The following is a 19,065-nucleotide window of genomic DNA, read 5'->3' on the forward strand; positions in this document are numbered from 1 at the left end:
ATGAAGCATAAAAAAGACTACAAAGAAAAAACTCTTGAATATTACAACCAGAATAATAAAGTTTTTATAGACGGAACCTTGAATGTGGATTTTTCTGAAACACAGGATAAATTTCTTTCATTCTTAAAACCCGGCGACAAGATTTTAGACTTCGGCTGCGGCTCCGGACGTGACACAAAATATTTTTTAGAAAAAGGATTTGAAGTGAGTGCAATTGACGGCTCTAAGAAAATGTGCGAATTTGCAAGCCAGTTTACAGGAATAAATATAACTCAACTTGATTTTTTAGATTTTTACGAAAAAGAGCGTTACAACGGGATTTGGGCATGCTCTTCAATTTTGCATTTGAATTCAAAAGAACTTTTACGCGTACTAAAAAATATTTCTGCAGCGCTAAAACCGGACGGAATCTTCTACACATCATTTAAATATGGAACTTTTGAAGGTGAACGCAACGGAAGATTTTTTAATGATATGACCCAAACCAAATTTTCAGAATTGCTAAAAAAAATCCGCTTTTTAGAAGTTTTGGAAAACTGGGTAACCGAAGATGTCCGCACCGGCCACAAAAATGAAAAATGGTTCAATGTTATCTGCAAAAAACTTTTCCTAGAAAGCTTTTATCTTTCAATTCCAAACAAAAAGCAGCCTTCCTCATGCGAAAAAATCACGCCGATTGCCTGCAAGAATGAGTAGACAATCGTGCTGCCCATGAATTTCATTCCGCGTTTTTTTAGTTCCGCGGAGATTGCGTCTGAAAGGCCGTTCGTTGACCTGCCTGTTTCGTGAATTATTTTTATGCCGGAAAGAGCGTTTTTTTCCGCAATGTTCCCTGCATTTTCCATGCCGCGGCTTTCTGCACAGGCGTTTTTACACAAATATTCGTCCAGAAACTTTCTTATAAAATTAAAGAAACTTCCGTACTCAAGGCAAACCGCCCTGAAAATTCTTGCGTTTGAAATGCTTGCCTTTATTTTCAAGCGGTTTCTAACGATTTTGGGATTCGCCAAAAGCTCAGCGATTTTTTCTTCACCGTAGTCGCAGACTTTTTCAAGGTCGAACCCATCGTATGCAGAACGGAAATAGTTACGCTTGTTCAAGACACATTCCCAGGAAAGCCCGGCCTGAAAACTTTCGAGCGTCAGCATTTCAAAAAGATATTTGTCGTCCGTGCTCTTTTCAGAAAATTTTCCCCATTCATTGTCGTGGTAGGCGACATATTCTGGATTTTTCAGGTTGCACCAGTTGCAGCGCGGAAGATTCTTGTCAAAAACTTTTTCCGGTCCGAAGTTTCCGGGCGTCATTTCCACCCTTCCCAGATTTTCACTTCAAGACCGCAGGTGGCGGCATTTTTTCCGTTGCGGCAAACAGGAAGTTTCAGAAGAAGCTGGCTTTCAAAAAGTTTTTCTTCCTTGTCATAGTCATCAAGATACGCGAACGATGCGTAATCCTTTGAGTTTTTGTCCGCCAAAAGTTCAACCGCCTCTGCCCTGGAGCCGGCCGCACGCGAAACCGATTCCACTACGCTTTCAAATTCGCCGCGGCTCATCTCTTTTTCCTTTAAATCCACAAACTGAAAAGGAATCCTCCGCTCCTTGAACCACATCTGCGCTTTTTTTGTGTCAAAATTTTTCGTTGTTCCAAAAATCTGAATCATGCGGACATTATAGCAAAAAATCGGGATTTTGGCTAAAAAAATTGACAGGCATCTCTAAACTTTATTAATATGAGCATAAATGGAAAAAACAAAAATCCTTACCGAACGCCTTATAATCCGCAATTACGAAGAAAAAGACCTTAACGACCTTTATGAATACCATTCAGATGAAGAGGTCGTGCGCTTTGAACCTTACACAGCAATGAATCTTGACGATGTAAAGAAAAACCTTGAATGGCGAATTTCTTCCGATGAAATATTCGCGCTTGAGCTAAAAGAAAACAAAAAATGATTGGCAATATTTTTCTTGGAAAAAGAGAATGTGAGACTCTGGAACTTGGCTACGTGCTGAACAGTAATTTCTGGGGCAATGGCTACGCATTTGAAGCGTGCAGCGCAATGTGCGGCAACGTTTTTTCAAAAGGCATTCACCGCCTAGAAGCGAACTGCGACCCAAATAATGCCGCCTCGTGGAAGCTCCTTGAACGGCTCGGCTTCGTTCGGGAAGGTCATCTGCGCAAAGACATCTACTTTAGAAAAGGCAAAAACGGAAACCCGATTTGGAAAGACACATTTATATATTCAAAGCTAAATGATAGAGAGCGACAGAATAATATCTGGCTATAAATGAAACAAGAGTTTTTTGAACCAAAGATTTAAGCCGGATTGCATTTGACTGTCTCAGGTTTATTTAAATTTCCTGCTGAATGATCCGGCCGTTTTCTTTTTCGGATTTATAAATATCATAAACATAAGCGGAACTTTCAAGATACAAGCCTGTTTCAACATTGTTCAGCTTTGAAAAAGTTTCTGATGTGTAAAGCCGTTGCATTGCCTCAAGAACCGGAACTTTGAAATCTTCCATTATAAAAGAAACGATGTCATCCGTGATATATTCAATCAGTTGTTCCTGCCTAGACATTTTCAACTCCAGTTTTTAAAAGATAGGACAACGCTTTTTCAGTATAAAACGAATACTGGTCTGTCAATTTCTTGAATTCCATTTCATTTACCAAAGTTTCAACAGAAATAAGCCCGTCAGAAAACTGCCTGAAAAGCAGAGCCAAATCATCATTTGCAATCGGTCCGCAGACAATATCATAGCGGCTATCAAAATTATTATCGCCTTCAACTGTTTCAATTCTCTTGTAATTCCGGTTTGTGATTACAAACTTCGCCCATTCTTCAGATGGCTTTTCAAAAATCCTGACATTCAAGTTTCCTCCGAAAAGAACTTTTTCATTAAAAGAATAAATATTTACAAAAGGAGTCCTGCCGTACATTTTGGAGACACGCAAAGCCATGCGTTCAGCCTGCTCTTTTATACTCGTAAGATAAAATCCTTTTCCAAAGTCCTTGTTCGGTCTGCATTTTGAAAGCTCGATTTTCTGAATATCAACATTTGAACCGTGATAAAGCCTCATTGAATTTTGCCTCCGTTTTTCTGGCAAATCATTGTCATATCAGAAACCGCGTCATCAAAAGAAAGCGTATGCTCAACATCATAAAATTCCGTAAGAAAATCCAATGCCTTGTGCTCCAGCAGATACAAAAATGCCTGAGTTTTGGAAAGCGACTTAGCACGCGCAAATTCATTCACACATGCAACTGTATATCGGATTTGGTTTTGTTCTTGATTTGACATAAGCAGATTCCTACAGAAAAATTATAACACACTTTGTGGTATTGGAAAATAATGCGAATTATTTTGTCTGGTAAATTACAATACCGCCCTTGTTCTCATTTTCCATAATCATCCCCTACAGATTAATCTCGTAGCCCAAATTCTTGAACACACTGAGCAAGGCAAGTTTTTTTTTCTTGATTGAGCAAATCTGCAAGTTCTGATTGGAGATTTTTCATTGTTGTGTCAAAATCCAGAGTTTCATCTCGGTCTTCAAATTCAATGTATCGACTTGGAACAAGGTTGTAGCCTTTTTCTGCGATTTTTTTTTGTTGCGCTGTAGCAGAATTCCGGCACATTTTTATAAGTTTTGTCTTTATCTATTTGCAGCCAGGCATGAAAATAAGAACCACATGCTTATATTCTGCCGGCTCAACCGTTCCTTCGCGCAAACTTTACTTAAATTATTTATAATGCGTTTGCCCTGCCCCAATCCGTTGAGTAAATATAGTAACTATGTTTTAAAATAAAGTAACTAAATTTGGAAATATAGTTACTTTGTTCGGGGAACTTAGTTACTTTATTGGTCAATGAAATTTTTTAAGTCCTTGCAAACTTTTATACATTACAAATACTCCTGATAAATAAAGCTATGTATTGCTAGAAAATATTACCCGCAATGCCAAACGCATTAAAAAAATTCTTCAGCACGCAATTTTCAAGTTCTTCCATATTCATGCCGCGGATTTCGCAAGTCTTTTCATAAACCTGCTTGATTTGAAGCGGGGAAGTTTTTTCTTCTCCTTTTGAAGTCTGGTATGGAGCGTCTGTTTCTAAAAGAATTCTTTCTAGCGGAAGTTCTTTTACACACCCAATTGATTTTTTATTTCCGTTCATCAAAGGCTTTCCAAAAGAAAAGTATGCGTTTATTCCATGGTTCAAAATTGAAACAGCATCTCTTGCAGTAAAAGCGAATGAATGAAAAACAACTGAAGTGCATTTTTTCAGAGCGGAAGAATAAAAGAACACAAGATCCAGCGCCTTTCTGTCATGGATTACAAGAGAAACTTTATGCTCCGTGGCAAGTTCAAGGCACATTTCAAATGCCTTTTTCTGCTGAACTTCGCAAGATTTTAATTCCGGCGTAAAAAAGTCAAAACCAGTTTCTCCAACTGCAAGAATTCTTTTTTGAACCAGAAGGCTTTCCAAAAAATCAATATTTTCAAGCAAAGTTTTCTGCGGATGAAGACCAAATGCACATAAAACTTTTCCACCGCTTTTTAAAGCAATTTCTTCCTGAATAAAAAATTCTTCTTTTGAATGAGCGCATGAACAGCAAAAATGCGCCGGAACAAAATCTTCACATTCAGCGATGTGCAAATGGGAATCGCAAAACATTAAAGCCTCCAAATAAATAAAAAGCTAAACACATTCATTAAAAAACCGAAAATATAATAAAGCTAAGGAATTTTTCCGTATTCAAGCAGCATTGCTTATAATACCAAAGCGAGGTGCAATTTATGGCATACTACACACTTAAAACCATAGCAAAGACAAATGATTACATGGCAGTCCTAAGAGAAACAGAAGATGGATACGTTGTGCGCATTGTAAGAGATAAAGACGGATACGATGAAATAACAACAGACTTCATCTCCCGCACATTGTTCGAATCTTGCCTTAGAACCGGTTATCTTACAAAAATTGAAGAGCCTGTTGCAAAGATGGCAGTAAACGCCTAAAATTCAGGCACATACTTTTCAATTAATTCAACAGCTGAAAAATACCTAGCTTCCTTGCTTGTTTCGCGGGGAAGCCAATGTATTTTTACGCCTTTACGCTCCATTCCGCGGAACCAAGTTTCCTGCCGTTTCGCAAAATGACGTATAGAAGCGCACAGCTGGCTTTCCATTTCTTCTTTTGAACTGATTTTTCCCTCCAGATAGAAACTTACCAATCTGTACTCAAGCCCGAGTTTTTCAAGGCGTTCCCATGAATATTGCTTGTGAAGATTTTCAACTTCATCTATCATGCCTTCTTGAATTCTCTGGCGCAGGCGGATTTCAATATTTTTATAAAGCTCATCCCTGTTTAAAGTTGTGCCGATTACAAGAGGCTCAATTTTAGGGCGGCTCAAAAGCTCACTTCTTGCCTTTATTCCTTCTGGACTTGTTTTGAAAAGTTCAATCTGCAAAGCCTTTACCACACGTTCCTTTATAGCAAGATCGCTTTTATTGTGCAGTTCAGGCTTAAGAGACAAAAGCATAGCTCCAAGCTCTTCAAGAGATTTTTCTTCAAGTTCCTTTTTTTGCTCAAAGTTTTCTGGAACGGTAAGAAGATTGTAGCCACGCACAACGGAATCAAGATACATTCCAGTTCCGCCTGCAACAAACGCAAATTTTCCCTGAGCCTTAAGAGAATTGAAAGTCCTATAAAAATCCTGCTGAAAACAAAAGACATTGTATTCAGAGTCCAAAGTCACAATGTCTATAAGATGATACGGAATCTGCCTTCCATTCACGAAATATTCAGACAAATCTTTTCCACTTCCAAGATCAAGACCTTTATACACTTGCCTTGAATCCGCGGAAATTACATCCCAGCCGAATTTGTCTGCAAGGCGCACCGCAATGGCAGTTTTTCCCACGGCGGTAGGTCCAAGCAGAACTACGCAGTTTACATTTTTTTCCTGCATCAAATTAAATCACCCGGCACACAGCGCATTTAAGATATTCGCTCTTAGAATAGCCAAGAAGAATTGGATGGTCAGGAGCCGCTCCAAGTTTTTCCAAAACCTGAACACGTTTATGACTATCCATCGCTGAATGCATTAGCATTGAATAAAATGTATTTTCATCAAAATAATGAGAGCAAGAGCAAGAAACAAGAATTCCACCTTCATTAAGAATTCTCATGGCACGCAAATTTATTTCTTTATATCCGCCGTAAGCCTTTTCAATTTTTCCAGCTTTCTTGGTAAATGCCGGAGGATCAAGAATAATCACATCGAACTTTTCGCCGCTAGCTTCATACTGCTTAAGAAGATCAAACACATCAGCGCAAACAGCCTTCATCTTTTCTTCAGCACCATTAAGCGAAATGTTTTTTTCAACCATGTCCACGGCTTCCTGCGAAATATCCACGCTTACAACTTCGCGCGCGCCAGCCTTTACAGCATTAAGACCAAACGCTCCTGTATGCGTAAAAGTGTCCAGAACTTTTTTTCCGTGGCAGAACTTTTTAATTTTTTCCCGGTTGAATTTCTGATCAAGGAAGTAGCCGGTTTTTTGTCCATGGGCAATGTCAACAAGCAAAAGCACACCGTTTTCTTCTATTTCAATTACTTCCTGTCCTGTCTTGCCAATCCAGCCTGCTTTTTCTGCAAGCCCTTCTTTTTCCCTAACAGCGGCATCGCTTCTTTCATAAATAAAATCAGGCTTTACAAAATCTTTGAGCGAGCTAAGAATTTCATTTCTGAACTTTTCACACGCAAGAGCCAAAAACTGGACAACAAGATACAGTTTGCCTTTTGAAACATACTTTTCCACGATAAGCCCAGGAATAAAATCAGCCTCGCCAAAAACAAGACGGCAGCTGTCATCGCTTTTAAAGCTAAGATTTCTGATATTAACAGCATCCCGGATTTTCTTTGCCCAAAAGCTTTTCATGTTTTCCAAAATTTTATCCGCATGCAATGAAGAAATCATGCGCACAGTAATTTTTGACTTTTTGTTTATTACTCCGCTGCCAAGAAATCCACCGGCATTAGAATAGACTTCAACAATAGTTCCGTCCTCTACAGCGCATTCTTCAAGAGACGAAGTTTTCATGCCTTCTTCAAGCGGAAACTTTACAGTTGAAATTTCATTATCGTAAACCCATGGAAATCCCTGAGAAATCTCACGGTCTTCTTTAGGCTTTAACATAATTCTTACAATTTTATTCATTTTTTATATCCCTTAAAAAAAAGCCCTGCGGCTTGCGCAGAGCTTTACTTTTTCTGCCGGATTCCCCTGTCATGAAGGAGAATGACATTATGTTTTTAAACGGAATTCCGCAATTACTTTGTAGCCAAAATAGCTATACCTGGCAATGTCTTTCCTTCGAGAAGTTCGAGTGAAGCGCCGCCGCCTGTTGAGACGTGGCTCATCTTGTCCGCAAGGTGGAACTTGTTTACAGCGGCAACAGAATCTCCGCCGCCTACAACTGTCATCGCGCCGCGTCCTGTGGCTTCCGCAACAAGATGTGCGACTGCTTCAGTTCCCTTTGCGAACGCGTCGAATTCAAATACTCCGACAGGTCCGTTCCAAACGATTGACTTTGCCTCGCCGATTGCCTTCTTGTATTCCTCGACAGTCTTAGGTCCGACATCCATCGCCATGAGGTCAGACGGAATGTCAACTCCGTCAACTGCGACAGGTTTTGCATCCGCGCTGAATTCAGTTGCTCCCACGTGGTCAACAGGAAGAAGAATCTTCACGCCCTTTGCGTCAGCGTCTGCAAGAAGCTTCTTTGCCGTGTCGATAAAGTCGTCCTCAACAAGAGATTTTCCGACATTGTGTCCCTGTGCCTTGAGGAAGGTGTATGCCATTCCGCCGCCGATAACAAGATACTTTGCGTTTTTGAGGAGTGATTCCAGAACGGCGATTTTTGAGGAAACCTTTGCGCCGCCGATAATGGCAACCATTGGCTTTGGAGGATTTGTAACCATCGGCTCAAGATACTTAACTTCTTTTTCCATGAGGAATCCGCCGACAGGCTGCTCTTTCATGAATTTTGCGATTGTAGCTGTGGAAGCCTGATCGCGGTGTGCTGTTCCGAAAGCGTCGTTTACGAAAATATCGCCGTAAGTCGCAAGTTCTTTTGCCATTGTCTCGCGTTCAGCCGCATCCTTGGAAGTCTCTTCCTTGTGGAAGCGCACGTTCTCAAGCATTGCGACAGCTCCTTCTGGAAGCGCGTCGATTGCAGCCTTCTGTCCGAGTGCGTCAGGAAGGAATGCAACTTCTTTTCCGAGCTTTTCAGAAAAATATTTTACGACTGGAGCCATGCGGTTCTTGCCGTTGATGAATTTTTCCGAGTCAGCGTCAGTCCAAGTCTTTCCGGCTTTCTCTGCCTTTTCCTGAGCCTTCTTGACATCCTTTTTAGGATCTCCGAGGTGGCTCATAAGAACAAGCGAGCGCGGATTCTGCTCAAGAATATATTTGATTGTAGGAAGAGCCGCCATGATACGTGTATCGTCCTGAACAACTCCGTCCTTCATAGGAACGTTGAAATCAACGCGCATGATGATGCGTTTGCCTTTAAGATCAACATCTTTTACTGTCTTAATCATATAAAATATCCTCCATGGAATTTTGTACTTAGGTTGCAAAAATAATATAACAAATCCGCAATTGTTTCAACTTTTCAATATGAAGAAACTCATGCTAAATAATCGTTCTTATCAAGTGAATCAAATCGCTCTCTCTTGAAGCCGGACGAAGCGATTCTTTTAAAGATTCAAGTTCAGCTTTTCTTGCTTCTTCTGTGGCAGGCTCTCCGCTTACATTTGCAGCCGGCCGGTTATCCAACGCAGAAGTTTCTTTTTTTTCAGGATTCTTTGTAAGAACAATCTCATCACCAACATTCAGCGTGTCATAAAATCCGTTTTTCTTATAAACACCTTCTGAAATTTCCTCATCCGAATTTTCAACCTTGAATGTTCCAAGAAAATCTTTTTTGTTATATGAAACTCCAGATCCTGAATCTTTTGTAATAACACATCCCTTGCGGACAATATCGAACTCTGAATCCTTTGAAACTCCGTCATTTTTTCCAAGATCAACAAGAAGCTGACCATGAACATTTCGCAAAACTTTTCCTCGGATTGGAAGAATATCCAAAACACCCTGCCGGAATCTTTGCAAAGCGCGCGCCATGCAGTCGTTCCCAGTTCTGTAAACGTGAACTTCGGAAGTCTTCGTTCCTGTTCTAGCCGAATAAATAACGGCATCAAGCGAATATGTACGTTCAGTTTCAGAAGCAGTAAAAATAACAAAATAGTCGCGCCCGGAATTTCTTGCAAGCCGGAACGCCTCGCCGTAACCGCTAACTGGCTCAGATTGAACATCAACATAAGCGGAAGGAACTCCGTTAAAAACATCTTTTGCAGCTAGCGCGGAAATTTCCTCTAAGTCAGTATGGAACAGCTGGACTGGCTTTTTTGTATAATAAATTCCTATGTTCCATCTTGTCTTATCCAAATAAAACGGATCCACATTCCAGCGGGAAGCAATGTTATTCCGCAAAAGACTTTCATAAACTTCAATCGCATCATCATTCTTTATCTGCTCACGCGTTCTTTTTGCCGCAGGTGAATTTTCGTTTGTCTGAATTTCTGATTCTGCGGAAGTTTCATTTTCTCTTATGAATTTCAGCTGCTGAAGATAAAGCTCGTAGTGTCCGTCGCGCTCAAGCATATCGGCAAACGACTGCCTGATTTTATTGTTAAGCGGAGCAACTGAAAGCGCCTTTTGATACTCGTAGCGTTCTGCAATTCCATCAAAGTTGCGACCATATTCTTCTGCCTTTGCCGAATGAAAAACAGCCCAGATGTTCCGCCTTGAATCTTCAATTGAAAGATAGCTTCCTGCAAGCTGCTCAAGAGCATTCCGCATAACTTCATCTTGCGGCGCAATTGAAAGTCCAGTTTCGTAAGTTTCAATCGCATCTTCGTTTTTGCCAAGTTTTTGAAGTGAAAGACCCTTTAAATACCAAGCGTCAACAGAATCTCTGTTCCGTCCGATTCTAAAATCACAAATATCAATTACTTCATTGTATCGTTTCTGCGCATAAAGAATTCCAGCCAAAATAGAATATGCCTTGTCAAAGTTTCCGTTTATAAGAACTGCGCTTCTTGCACGTTGCTCTGCTGTTTTGTAGTCGCCGTTTTTTGCAGAAAGGTAAGCCGCCATGTAATGAACTTCCGGCTCTCCGCTGTAAAAAGAAAGCGCCTGCCTTATATAGTTTTCAGAAACTTCTGGCTTTCCCATTTCCGCGCTTACAAGAGCAAGACTTAAAAGAGCTTTTCTATTCGAAGCGTCGCGTTTTAAAGCATCCTGATAACGGCTTTCCGCAACAGTAAGACGACCGTCAAGCAAATCTAGCTCGGCAAGACCGAATCTCGCGTTCACATCGTTTGGATATTTTTTTAAAATCTGACTGAAAACATCTTTTGCCTCGTTCACTCTTCCAAGCGAAATCAAAGACAAGCCTTTTAAATTCTGAATATCGCTGAAGTTGCGCGCATATTTAGAAGCCTCATCCGCATACTGAACGGAAAGATCATAGCTTCCAAGCGCATAATGGCAAAGCGCAAGATTGTAAAGAGCGTCTCCGTACTGTGGATTCAGCAAAAGAGCTTCCTGATAAAGGTCAACTGCGTCAAACCACCTGCTCTGCTGCTGAAGTTCCTGCGCCTGATTAAAAAGCTCCAGGGCAGATTTCTTTTGGGCGCATAGAGGATATGCAAAAATCAAAAGCAGAAAAGCAAGCGTAAAACTATGAAAAATATTTCTTTTCATTTTAACTCCGTGGAAACTCTTAAAAATAATTTAGTCTTCTTTTTTCCGCATTATTTTTATTGTGTCAACCTTGTGTCCTTCCATTTCCTGAATAATAAAATCCCACTGGTTCCATGAAATTTTTTCAAACTTTACAGGAATTTTTCCGAATAAATCGAACACAAATCCGCCTAAAGTATCAAAGTCCTCTGTAGGAAAGTCCGAGCCGATTTCTTCGTTTAAAGTGTCAAGGTCAACACGCGCATCGCAAATCCAGGCATTTTCAGAAAGCGAAATTATGTCCTCATGCTCATTATCAAATTCGTCCTGAATGTCACCAACAATTTCTTCTATAATGTCTTCCATGCAGACAATCCCAGAAACTCCGCCGTACTCGTCAATACTAACAGCAATATGAACGTGCCGTCTTTTAAATTCACGCAAAAGGCTGTCGATGTGCTTGCTTTCTGGAACAAAATAAGGCTTGCGGATTATTTTTTCCAAGTCAATTGGAAGTTTTTCCGCAAGAGTTTTTATCAAGTCCTTTACATAGAGAATTCCAACAACATTATCTATTGAGCCGGAATAAACCGGAATGCGTGAATGCCCGCTTTCTGTAACTTTCTTTAAAAGCTCTTCTTCTGGAGTTTCCATTGAAATAAAATCAACATCGATTCTAGGAACCATTACTTCCTTTACAGTCGTTACCGCAAGCTCTTCAACTCCCTGAATCATATCGTTTTTTTCTTCAGCTAAAATTTCCTGCTGGGCTTCTTCTGCGGCAGAGATTTTCTGTTCGTTTTTCTTTGAATTTTCTTTTTTAAGTCCAAACATACAATTTCCTATTTTTCAGTTTCTTCTATTAAAATTTCCTGCTCAAAGTCTTTCATCAGTTTTTTTTGAAAAACAAGCATTTCGCATTTTGGCTCCACGTTTTTTTCAACGTGTTCTTCTCCGTGGTCATATCCGTTCAAATGAAGAATTCCGTGGATTATAAGCCGCTTTAATTCCTCATTCTGGCTCACTGCAAAATACTCTGAATTTTTGGGCAAAGTATCAACGCTTATCGCAATATCGCCAGCCTGAAGCCAAACAACATTGTCTTCGTCAGTATATTTTTCGCCGTTTTCAAAGCTCAAGACATCAGTAGGGTTATCTATATTTCGGTAAGTTTTATTTAAATACTGAATATATTCATCGGAACAAAAAAGAATAGAAAACTCCTCGCAGTCCCACCCGCATTTCTGCATGACTTTTTGCGCAAAAGGCTCAATTTTGTCTATCCAGACAGGAGAATTTTTTCCGTCTTCCATGCCCACAAAAATCTGGTTTCCCATTACTTTTTTTCCTTTATGATTTTTTCAGCCTTGTCTTTTAAAGACTTCTTGGAATTTTTTTCTTCCTTCACGCTTTTATCTTTTTCTGCGGAATCTGAATTCCCCTGATGCTGAACTTGCGTCTGAGGAGGAAGCGGAATCTGATGAACTTCGTTTGTATCAGGGTCTTTCTGGTCAGGATACTTTGTGCGGCTGTGATAGTAGCCTGCAAGAATCTGGACAAAAGCATCGTGAATTTTTGTAATATCTCTAAATGTAAGATTGCAGTTTTCAAGCTGCTTATGCTCGATTTTTCCGTAAATCAATGTAGTTATAAATTTTTCAAGGCGCGGAACAGAAGGTTTTTCCAAACTGCGGCAGGCGGCTTCAACAGTATCGGCAAGCATGACAATCGCGCTTTCTCTTGTTGTAGGCGGATTTCCAGTGTAAGAATAATCTTCCGGGTTTGCATCCGGGTCAATCGCTTTTGCTTCATTGTAAAAATACGCAATAACCTGATTTCCATGGTGTTCGCTTATTATGTCGATTATATGCTTTGGAAGACGCAACGCACGTGCCTTTTCAACACCGCGCTTAACATGGCTTCTGATTATACTTACAGAAAGCGACGGATTTATTTCCGTATGAATATTTTCTCCGGCAGTCTGATTTTCCACAAAATACTCAGGGTTATCAAGTTTTCCAATGTCGTGGTAATATGCGCCGACTCTGGCAAGAAGAGGGTTCGCCCCCACCTCATTGCACGCAGCTTCCGCAAGGCTGGCAACCATAAGCGAATGGTTATAAGTTCCGCTCGCAGTAACAAGCATTTTTTTCATCGTAGGATTATTCAAGTCGCTCAAATCCATAAGGCGGAAAAGAGAAGCCGAGTTAAGCAAAAGCTCCAAAGGCGTAAGAAGTCCAAGGCAAAGAATGCCGGAAAAAAATCCGTTCAGGGCAACACCAACTATCGCGCCAAGCCCGTCATACAAAGAATCGCTGAAAATAATCTTGAAAATCATCAGGAAAACAACATTCAGCAAAGACTGAAGCACAGAAACCAAAACCATGTCTGTTCTTCTGTTGATTTTTCTTACAAGACGCGCGGAAGCAAAAGAAGTTGAAAGCACAAACAAGAACGGAACAATCTGATAAGAAGACGCATTTAAAACTGAAAGCGAAATAATCAGCGAAAAGAAAACCGCATTGAGCTGCCCGAACAAAATCGCCACAAGAAACACGCAAACAGAAGACGGAATAACAGCGCAGATTGCATAAGGAGATGCAAAGTAAATGGACTTGGAGCCAAAAATCACGGAGCTAAAAATTATAATATAAAAGCAGCATTCGGTAACAAGCTCCTTGAATTCAATCATCTTGGCTTTAAAATAAATTTTACTGCAGCAAACGAAAAACAATGCGCACATCAATATATGGTAAATTACAGAATTCGCAAAAGCCCTGTAGTCAACGTAAACGGCAGACTCCGACATTTTCTTTAGCTTTGCATAGCCTTCTTCAGTAATCGGAAATCCTTTTCTTATGACTTTTTCGCCAGCTAGAACTTCAACTGGATTTTCATAGTCAGAAGGAAGCGACTTTACAGCCTTTATTGTAACATCGGAAATTTGCCCGATTTCATAGTCGTTTATATTAAAAGAAGAAACTGTCGAGGATGTGGAAATCTTTACAAAGACAAGTGCAACTGTAATAAGAAAAGTCACAAGGGTCAAAACAACCATCGGATAATTCTTCTTAAGATATTTTGAAAACGCTCCTGTTAAAACAGAAAAAAAAGTCTGTGTATTTTCATCTTTCTTCATTTTCATAAGCCTGTATAATTTTTTTAACCAACCCGTTTCTTAAAACGTCTTCCGAAGTCAGCTCAGCAACCGAAATTCCTTCCACGCCTCTAAGAAGATTCAAGGCATGAAGAAAACCAGAAGGAGTCCTTTTGGGCAAGTCAACCTGCGAAGGATCTCCTGTTACAAAAACTTTAGAATTCTCTCCCATTCTAGTTAAAAACATTTTCATCTGCTCAGAAGTTGTGTTCTGGGCTTCATCAAGAATTATAACGCTATTGCTTAAAGTCCGTCCACGCATATAGGCAAGCGGCGCAATTTCTATTATACCGTTTTCTGTAAGTCTTTTTATAGTATCTGAAGGTAAAACCGCATTTATTGAATCAAACAGAGGCCTTATATACGGATTTATTTTATCCTGCAAATCTCCCGGAAGAAAACCAAGACTTTCGCCGGCTTCAACAACAGGACGCGTCAAAACTATGGAATTTACTTTGTGGGAAAGCAAAAGACGCAAAGCTTCCGCAACTGCAAGAAAAGTCTTTCCAGAGCCTGCAGGACCACTTGCAAAAACCAAATCAAAAGTACGCATCTTTAAAATCAATGAAGACTGGCCTTTTGTACGCGGAAAAACTTTTTTTGTTCCGCCCGGAATAGAAATAGACAAATCCAAAGCAGCGTCATTATTCAAGACAGACTGAATCAATTCTGAATCGGAAACATTTTGGCTTGCCGCAGAAAATTCATCAAGAATGCGGTCAACTGCAAAACGGAACTGCTGCTCAATGTAAGAATCTCCGCAGTCAATAGAAAGCTCGTTTCCTCTGGCAAAAACAGGAACTCCAAGAAAAGATTCCATGAGTTTTAGGTTGCTGTCATTTGTTCCGCAGATACGGGCAAGATAGGATGAATCTGGAACAATAATCGTATACGAGGACACTGCGCAAAAATCTCCGTTTTCTATTTAAAAAATTGTAGCATAAGAATTTGGAGAGCGCAAACAAAAGGACTACTCATCCCTTTCTTCTTTCCTGTCGAAATAGCCGGACTTTTCAAGATGCTCGCGGCGGCTTACAACAAGACTTATAAGCTCCTGGTACATATTGAAATCAACTTCAACGGCAATAGGAAGAATAAAATATTCAGTTTCATCGCAATAGCGTTCAATAAATTCATTGCTCGTTACAAAGCCAAGGCTTATCATGTTGGAAATTCTGTCGGCGCATTTTAGAATTTTTGCGCGCTGGCTACCATTGTCTATAATCGACTTTAAATATTCGCTCTTTAGCTGCCCCGGCCTCTTTGTAACTTCCTTTACAAGCTCAAGAACTTCAGGACCGTCAGAATCCGCATTGCGGATAAGATTCTCATCAAATCCAGGAATGTCTTCTATTGTATCATGCACACAGCTTGCCTTCAAAAGGATATTGTCGATGTAGCCGTAGTCAATGAGAATGCTCATTGTATCAAGCTGATGGCGGAACATATTTCCCCCTGCGAACCTTGCCTTGCCAATCAAAGCCGTGGCAATCTGCATATAAGGCGCAAGATAGATGTTCTTAAGCTGAAGCATGTGCTCGTTGTCCATCTGCTGTGGCTTTTCCACCGCCATTTCGTATTTTCTTTTCATAAGAATCCTCCTGAAGGCAAATCTTTTGAAAAAGTTCCGCTACAAATTCTTCAAGTACGAATTAAGCTTTTCTATGCGGCGCTGGGCTTCTTCCATGCGGTTTCTTTCTTCCTGAACAACTTCGGCTGGAGCGTGCTCGGCAAATTTTCCGTTCAGCTTGTTTGTGCTTCTGCGGACATTTTCCGTTTCGTATTCAATGTCGCGTGTAAACTTCTGCCTTAGCTGCTCTTTGTTCACACTTTCGTCAACCAAAAGAAACGCTTCGAATCCTTTTCCTACAGCGCCGATTGATTTTTCAGGGTTCGACTCCACAAAGTCAACCTTGCTGATTCCTGCCAAAAGGCAAACCATGTCTGTCTTTTCTTTTATTACTTCCGCGCTTGAGCCTTTGGAAATTTTTACGGCAATATGGAGCTTGCTTGCAGGATCAATTCCGCATTCAACACGAAGTCCGCGCAAAGTTCTGATAAGTTCCTTTAAAGTTTCAAAACGCTCTGTGATTTCTTTGTTTATGCGGCTTGATTTTTCCTCTGGATACGGAGCTGTAACAAGAAGTCCTGTGTATTCTTCGCAAGGAAGAATTTTCTGCCCGCCGGCTTTCTTGCGGTTTTCTACAATCTGAGCCAAAGGCAGCTTGGAATAAATTTCTTCTGTAACGAAAGGAATATACGGATGAAGCAAACGAAGGCTCTCTTCAAGAACATTAAGCAGAACAGAAACCGCCCGGTCTTTTTCGTGGTCATCGCCATTCTTAAACGAAAGTTTTGTAGCTTCAACATACCAGTCGCAGAAATCGTTCCAGAAATATTCATAAATTGCAGAAGCTCCATCGTTGTAACGGTAGCTTTCAAAAGCAGCCCTTGCATTTTTTACGGCATTGTCAAGGCAAGTATAAATCCACTTGTCAAGCTCGTTAAGGTCTGAGTCAGCAACAGGAATAAGTGTTCTGTCTTCAAGATTGCCAAGAATATAGCGGCTTGCGTTCCATACTTTGTTGCAGAAGCGGCTTCCCATCTTGAATGAATCCTTGTCTACAAGAACATCCTGTCCCTGCGCACACATATAGCTCAAAGTGAATTTAAGGGCATCCGCGCCGTAAAGGTCGATAATCTCAAGCGGGTCGATTCCGTTTCCAAGCGACTTGGACATTTTTCTGCCCTGCTTGTCGCGAACAAGTCCGTGAATATAAATGTCATGGAACGGAGATTTTCCTGTAAACTCAAGGCCTGCCATAATCATGCGGCTAACCCAGAAGAAAATAATATCATAAGCTGTAACAATAGCTGTAGTTGGATAAAAATGCTCAAGGTCGGAAGTTTTTTCAGGCCAGCCAAGAGTACTGAACGGCCAAAGCCATGAAGAGAACCAAGTGTCAAGAACATCAGGATCCTGCTTTAAATGGGAAGCATCCGCGCCGCACTTAGGACATTTTACCGGGTCTTCACGGCTGACAATTGTTTCTCCGCACTCGCAGTACCATACAGGAATTCTGTGTCCCCACCAAAGCTGACGGCTTATGCACCAGTCGCGGATATTTTCCATCCAGTGAGTAAATGTGTTTTCCCATTTGCGCGGATAAAAAACAAATTCCTCATTCTTCCAGGCGGCAAGAGCTTTATCTGCAAGCGGCTTCATTTTTACAAACCACTGGTCGCTCAAATACGGCTCTACGACAGTTGAACATCTGTAGCAATGGCCAACTGAATGCTTGATTTTTTCCTCGCCCTTGTAAAGTCCAAGCTCCTTTAAATCTTCTATAATAAGCTTGCGTGCTTCTGGGCATTTTAATCCGCGGTATTTTTCCGGGCAGTTATTGTTTAAAGTTCCGTCTGGATTTAAAATGTTTATAACTTCAAGATTGTTTCTTTTTCCAACTTCCCAGTCGTTAGGATCGTGCGCCGGAGTGATTTTTACCATTCCAGTTCCAAATTCCTTGTCAACATAAGAATCTGCAATCAAGCTGATTACACGGCCGGTAAGCGGAAGCTTAAGTTTTTTTCCAACGACAGACTTGTAACGCTCATCTTCTGGATTTACAGCAACCGCAGTATCGCCAAGCAAAGTTTCCGGACGGGTTGTGGCAATTTCAATTTTTCCAGAGCCGTCTTCAAATTCATAATAAATGTGATACATGAAGCCGTCTGTGTCTGTGTGCTCAACTTCATCATCAGCAAGAGCAGTTCCGCAGCGAGGACACCAGTTTACAAGATAGTGTCCTTTATAGATAAGGCCGCGCTCATAAAGAGTAACAAAAACATTGCGAACAGCCTTAGAAAGACCTTCGTCCATTGTAAAACGCTCGCGGTTCCAGTCAACGGAATTTCCAAGCTTGCGCTGCTGCTTAACAATTGTGTTATGATGGTCTTCCTTTACCTTCCAAGTGCGCTCAAGGAATTTTTCACGTCCAAGGTCATTGCGGGTCTTTCCCTCTTTTTTAAGCTGCTTTTCAACAACATTCTGAGTGGCAATTCCTGCATGGTCAGTTCCAGGAATCCAAAGAGTGTCGTCGCCTTTCATTCTGTGGTAGCGCACAACAATATCCTGCAATGTATTGTTCAGCCCGTGTCCCATGTGAAGAACACCTGTAACATTTGGCGGAGGAATTACGACCGTATACTTTGAAACAGAAGATTTTTTAGACTTGTTCAAGTAACATTCATGCACCGGAGAATCCTTGTCGGACGCAGGCTTAAAGCATCCTGTCTGAACCCATTCAGCATAAATTCTATCTTCAAAATCTTTTGGATTGTAGGATTTTTCAAGTTCAATAGCTTTCATCGTAACCTCTATCTACACACAGACTTGTGCAATTTTTTTATAGGGCAAAATTATAATATTTTTTTTTGATGTTTGCAATGAAAAGATAAAGATGAGAACAGGGCAAACGCATTATAAATGTATTCAGCATAAAACTGGCTCCCAGACACGGTTTTATGGTTCAAAATCGCGCAATAATGCGCCACACGCTGATTGTTGCAAAGTAACTATAGAATTGAGCGCTCACGCGGTCGCAGCAATCAGCGTGTTTTTGCCCCAGAAACCGTTCCTTCGCGCAAACTTTACTTAAATTATTTATAATGCGTTTGCCCTGAAAGATGAGACAGAACCTCAATACAACAAAGAATCAAAAAGAGCAAAAAGTTTTGTGAATGAATATCAAAAAATGACAGAAAGGCTTCCTGTAAGCCAAAACCTGATTTTTGGAACACAGGATAAAGATATCGCAGAAAAACTGCATTTATTGTACAAATAAAACACTTGATTTTTCTGACTTTCTTTTGTAATCTTATAAATGAATTGAGTTAGGATGTCTTCGGACACTTAGCTGTGGGGGCAGAATTATTCGGTCCCTTCATTTTTTTAAATCAACTCCTGCCTATTTTTTATAATATTCAACTGCTCAACCAAATGACGTTCAGCCATAGAATCATTCATGTTATAAAACCAGTTATGATTAAACCAGTTCATTGTTTCTTGATTTCCGCCTGAACCGAT

The 19,065-nt window shown here is 40.5% G+C and carries 21 protein-coding genes; 4 read left to right on the forward strand and 17 right to left on the reverse strand.

The features are described from left to right. Positions 1-696: a class I SAM-dependent methyltransferase gene (locus tag TRESU_RS08420; RefSeq protein WP_013701829.1), complete on the forward strand. Its 696-nt coding sequence runs from the start codon at positions 1-3 to the stop codon at positions 694-696. Here the strand turns inward: TRESU_RS08420 and TRESU_RS08425 are convergent. Next, positions 621-1,304 carry a DNA-3-methyladenine glycosylase I gene (locus TRESU_RS08425; RefSeq protein ID WP_013701830.1) on the reverse strand — a complete coding sequence of 228 codons (684 nt, stop codon included), beginning with the start codon at positions 1,302-1,304 and terminating at the stop codon, positions 621-623. The genes TRESU_RS08420 and TRESU_RS08425 overlap by 76 nt on opposite strands. Continuing rightward, positions 1,301-1,657 (reverse strand): arsenate reductase family protein, encoded by a 357-nt coding sequence (locus TRESU_RS08430; protein ID WP_013701831.1) that lies wholly within the window; start codon positions 1,655-1,657, stop codon positions 1,301-1,303. The genes TRESU_RS08425 and TRESU_RS08430 overlap by 4 nt, the downstream gene beginning before the upstream one ends. 79 nt (positions 1,658-1,736) lie before the next feature. Here TRESU_RS08430 and TRESU_RS15820 point away from each other — a divergent pair, with 79 nt between their 5' ends. Further along, a complete protein-coding gene (locus TRESU_RS15820; protein ID WP_215904930.1) occupies positions 1,737-1,949 on the forward strand; it encodes a GNAT family N-acetyltransferase in 213 nt (70 codons plus the stop codon). Beyond that, positions 1,946-2,284, forward strand: coding sequence for a GNAT family N-acetyltransferase (locus TRESU_RS15825; protein WP_215904931.1), 339 nt, complete (start codon positions 1,946-1,948; stop codon positions 2,282-2,284). The genes TRESU_RS15820 and TRESU_RS15825 overlap by 4 nt, the downstream gene beginning before the upstream one ends. Positions 2,285-2,348: 64 nt before the next feature. Here TRESU_RS15825 and TRESU_RS08440 read toward each other — a convergent pair whose 3' ends face one another. The 5 genes from TRESU_RS08440 to TRESU_RS08460 all read right to left on the reverse strand — a co-directional run bounded on the left by TRESU_RS08440 (position 2,349) and on the right by TRESU_RS08460 (position 4,679). After that, the gene (locus tag TRESU_RS08440; protein WP_013701832.1) at positions 2,349-2,579 is read right to left on the reverse strand and encodes a hypothetical protein; all 231 of its coding nucleotides are present in this window, start codon (positions 2,577-2,579) and stop codon (positions 2,349-2,351) included. Continuing rightward, positions 2,572-3,081, reverse strand: a complete 510-nt coding sequence (locus TRESU_RS08445) for a DUF3990 domain-containing protein (RefSeq protein WP_013701833.1) — start codon at positions 3,079-3,081, stop codon at positions 2,572-2,574. Before TRESU_RS08445 ends, TRESU_RS08440 begins: the two co-directional genes overlap by 8 nt. Beyond that, positions 3,078-3,302, reverse strand: a complete 225-nt coding sequence (locus TRESU_RS08450; RefSeq protein ID WP_013701834.1) for a DUF3791 domain-containing protein — start codon at positions 3,300-3,302, stop codon at positions 3,078-3,080. The genes TRESU_RS08445 and TRESU_RS08450 overlap by 4 nt, the downstream gene beginning before the upstream one ends. Before the next feature lie 122 nt (positions 3,303-3,424). Further along, positions 3,425-3,640 carry a type I restriction-modification system subunit M gene (locus tag TRESU_RS08455; protein ID WP_041612033.1) on the reverse strand — a complete coding sequence of 72 codons (216 nt, stop codon included), beginning with the start codon at positions 3,638-3,640 and terminating at the stop codon, positions 3,425-3,427. A gap of 301 nt (positions 3,641-3,941) precedes the next feature. Continuing rightward, positions 3,942-4,679 carry a TatD family hydrolase gene (locus TRESU_RS08460; protein WP_013701835.1) on the reverse strand — a complete coding sequence of 246 codons (738 nt, stop codon included), beginning with the start codon at positions 4,677-4,679 and terminating at the stop codon, positions 3,942-3,944. Between the two features lie 122 nt (positions 4,680-4,801). Here TRESU_RS08460 and TRESU_RS08465 point away from each other — a divergent pair, with 122 nt between their 5' ends. Then, positions 4,802-5,023: a hypothetical protein gene (locus TRESU_RS08465; protein ID WP_013701836.1), complete on the forward strand. Its 222-nt coding sequence runs from the start codon at positions 4,802-4,804 to the stop codon at positions 5,021-5,023. Here TRESU_RS08465 and miaA read toward each other — a convergent pair. The 10 genes from miaA to TRESU_RS08515 all read right to left on the reverse strand — a co-directional run bounded on the left by miaA (position 5,020) and on the right by TRESU_RS08515 (position 18,348). Further along, positions 5,020-5,976, reverse strand: a complete 957-nt coding sequence (gene miaA / locus TRESU_RS08470) for a tRNA (adenosine(37)-N6)-dimethylallyltransferase MiaA (RefSeq protein ID WP_013701837.1) — start codon at positions 5,974-5,976, stop codon at positions 5,020-5,022. The two genes, TRESU_RS08465 and miaA, sit on opposite strands and share 4 nt — an antisense overlap. Positions 5,977-5,980: 4 nt before the next feature. Beyond that, positions 5,981-7,228, reverse strand: a complete 1,248-nt coding sequence (locus TRESU_RS08475) for a class I SAM-dependent rRNA methyltransferase (RefSeq protein WP_013701838.1) — start codon at positions 7,226-7,228, stop codon at positions 5,981-5,983. A gap of 113 nt (positions 7,229-7,341) precedes the next feature. Beyond that, positions 7,342-8,613, reverse strand: a complete 1,272-nt coding sequence (locus tag TRESU_RS08480; protein WP_013701839.1) for a phosphoglycerate kinase — start codon at positions 8,611-8,613, stop codon at positions 7,342-7,344. A gap of 94 nt (positions 8,614-8,707) precedes the next feature. Further along, a complete protein-coding gene (locus tag TRESU_RS08485; protein WP_013701840.1) occupies positions 8,708-10,843 on the reverse strand; it encodes a tetratricopeptide repeat protein in 2,136 nt (711 codons plus the stop codon). A 30-nt stretch (positions 10,844-10,873) separates the two neighbouring features. Continuing rightward, entirely contained in the window at positions 10,874-11,656 is a 783-nt protein-coding gene (locus tag TRESU_RS08490; protein ID WP_013701841.1) for a hemolysin family protein, read from the reverse strand. 8 nt (positions 11,657-11,664) lie between these two features. Next, on the reverse strand, positions 11,665-12,159 hold the full coding sequence (gene ybeY, locus TRESU_RS08495; protein WP_013701842.1) for an rRNA maturation RNase YbeY: 495 nt from the start codon (positions 12,157-12,159) through the stop codon (positions 11,665-11,667). After that, a complete protein-coding gene (locus tag TRESU_RS08500; RefSeq protein WP_148228281.1) occupies positions 12,159-13,967 on the reverse strand; it encodes an HDIG domain-containing metalloprotein in 1,809 nt (602 codons plus the stop codon). The genes ybeY and TRESU_RS08500 overlap by 1 nt, the downstream gene beginning before the upstream one ends. After that, positions 13,948-14,880, reverse strand: a complete 933-nt coding sequence (locus TRESU_RS08505; RefSeq protein WP_013701844.1) for a PhoH family protein — start codon at positions 14,878-14,880, stop codon at positions 13,948-13,950. The genes TRESU_RS08500 and TRESU_RS08505 overlap by 20 nt, the downstream gene beginning before the upstream one ends. Before the next feature lie 69 nt (positions 14,881-14,949). Continuing rightward, the gene (locus TRESU_RS08510; RefSeq protein WP_148228326.1) at positions 14,950-15,552 is read right to left on the reverse strand and encodes a hypothetical protein; all 603 of its coding nucleotides are present in this window, start codon (positions 15,550-15,552) and stop codon (positions 14,950-14,952) included. A 57-nt stretch (positions 15,553-15,609) separates the two neighbouring features. Beyond that, positions 15,610-18,348, reverse strand: coding sequence for a valine--tRNA ligase (locus TRESU_RS08515; protein WP_013701846.1), 2,739 nt, complete (start codon positions 18,346-18,348; stop codon positions 15,610-15,612). Positions 18,349-19,065: the final 717 nt, after the last annotated feature.

Origin of the sequence: Treponema succinifaciens DSM 2489, assembly GCF_000195275.1 — a bacterium.
GTDB classification, from domain to species: domain Bacteria; phylum Spirochaetota; class Spirochaetia; order Treponematales; family Treponemataceae; genus Treponema_D; species Treponema_D succinifaciens.

Coding starts and splice junctions, on each gene's coding strand:
- TRESU_RS08420 (WP_013701829.1), top strand. CDS start 1: ATGAAGCATAAAAAAGACTACAAAGAAAAAACTCTTGAATATTACAAC.
- TRESU_RS08425 (WP_013701830.1), bottom strand. CDS start 1,304: ATGACGCCCGGAAACTTCGGACCGGAAAAAGTTTTTGACAAGAATCTT.
- TRESU_RS08430 (WP_013701831.1), bottom strand. CDS start 1,657: ATGATTCAGATTTTTGGAACAACGAAAAATTTTGACACAAAAAAAGCG.
- TRESU_RS15820 (WP_215904930.1), top strand. CDS start 1,737: ATGGAAAAAACAAAAATCCTTACCGAACGCCTTATAATCCGCAATTAC.
- TRESU_RS15825 (WP_215904931.1), top strand. CDS start 1,946: ATGATTGGCAATATTTTTCTTGGAAAAAGAGAATGTGAGACTCTGGAA.
- TRESU_RS08440 (WP_013701832.1), bottom strand. CDS start 2,579: ATGTCTAGGCAGGAACAACTGATTGAATATATCACGGATGACATCGTT.
- TRESU_RS08445 (WP_013701833.1), bottom strand. CDS start 3,081: ATGAGGCTTTATCACGGTTCAAATGTTGATATTCAGAAAATCGAGCTT.
- TRESU_RS08450 (WP_013701834.1), bottom strand. CDS start 3,302: ATGTCAAATCAAGAACAAAACCAAATCCGATATACAGTTGCATGTGTG.
- TRESU_RS08455 (WP_041612033.1), bottom strand. CDS start 3,640: ATGTGCCGGAATTCTGCTACAGCGCAACAAAAAAAAATCGCAGAAAAA.
- TRESU_RS08460 (WP_013701835.1), bottom strand. CDS start 4,679: ATGTTTTGCGATTCCCATTTGCACATCGCTGAATGTGAAGATTTTGTT.
- TRESU_RS08465 (WP_013701836.1), top strand. CDS start 4,802: ATGGCATACTACACACTTAAAACCATAGCAAAGACAAATGATTACATG.
- miaA (WP_013701837.1), bottom strand. CDS start 5,976: ATGCAGGAAAAAAATGTAAACTGCGTAGTTCTGCTTGGACCTACCGCC.
- TRESU_RS08475 (WP_013701838.1), bottom strand. CDS start 7,228: ATGAATAAAATTGTAAGAATTATGTTAAAGCCTAAAGAAGACCGTGAG.
- TRESU_RS08480 (WP_013701839.1), bottom strand. CDS start 8,613: ATGATTAAGACAGTAAAAGATGTTGATCTTAAAGGCAAACGCATCATC.
- TRESU_RS08485 (WP_013701840.1), bottom strand. CDS start 10,843: ATGAAAAGAAATATTTTTCATAGTTTTACGCTTGCTTTTCTGCTTTTG.
- TRESU_RS08490 (WP_013701841.1), bottom strand. CDS start 11,656: ATGTTTGGACTTAAAAAAGAAAATTCAAAGAAAAACGAACAGAAAATC.
- ybeY (WP_013701842.1), bottom strand. CDS start 12,159: ATGGGAAACCAGATTTTTGTGGGCATGGAAGACGGAAAAAATTCTCCT.
- TRESU_RS08500 (WP_148228281.1), bottom strand. CDS start 13,967: ATGAAAATGAAGAAAGATGAAAATACACAGACTTTTTTTTCTGTTTTA.
- TRESU_RS08510 (WP_148228326.1), bottom strand. CDS start 15,552: ATGGCGGTGGAAAAGCCACAGCAGATGGACAACGAGCACATGCTTCAG.
- TRESU_RS08515 (WP_013701846.1), bottom strand. CDS start 18,348: ATGAAAGCTATTGAACTTGAAAAATCCTACAATCCAAAAGATTTTGAA.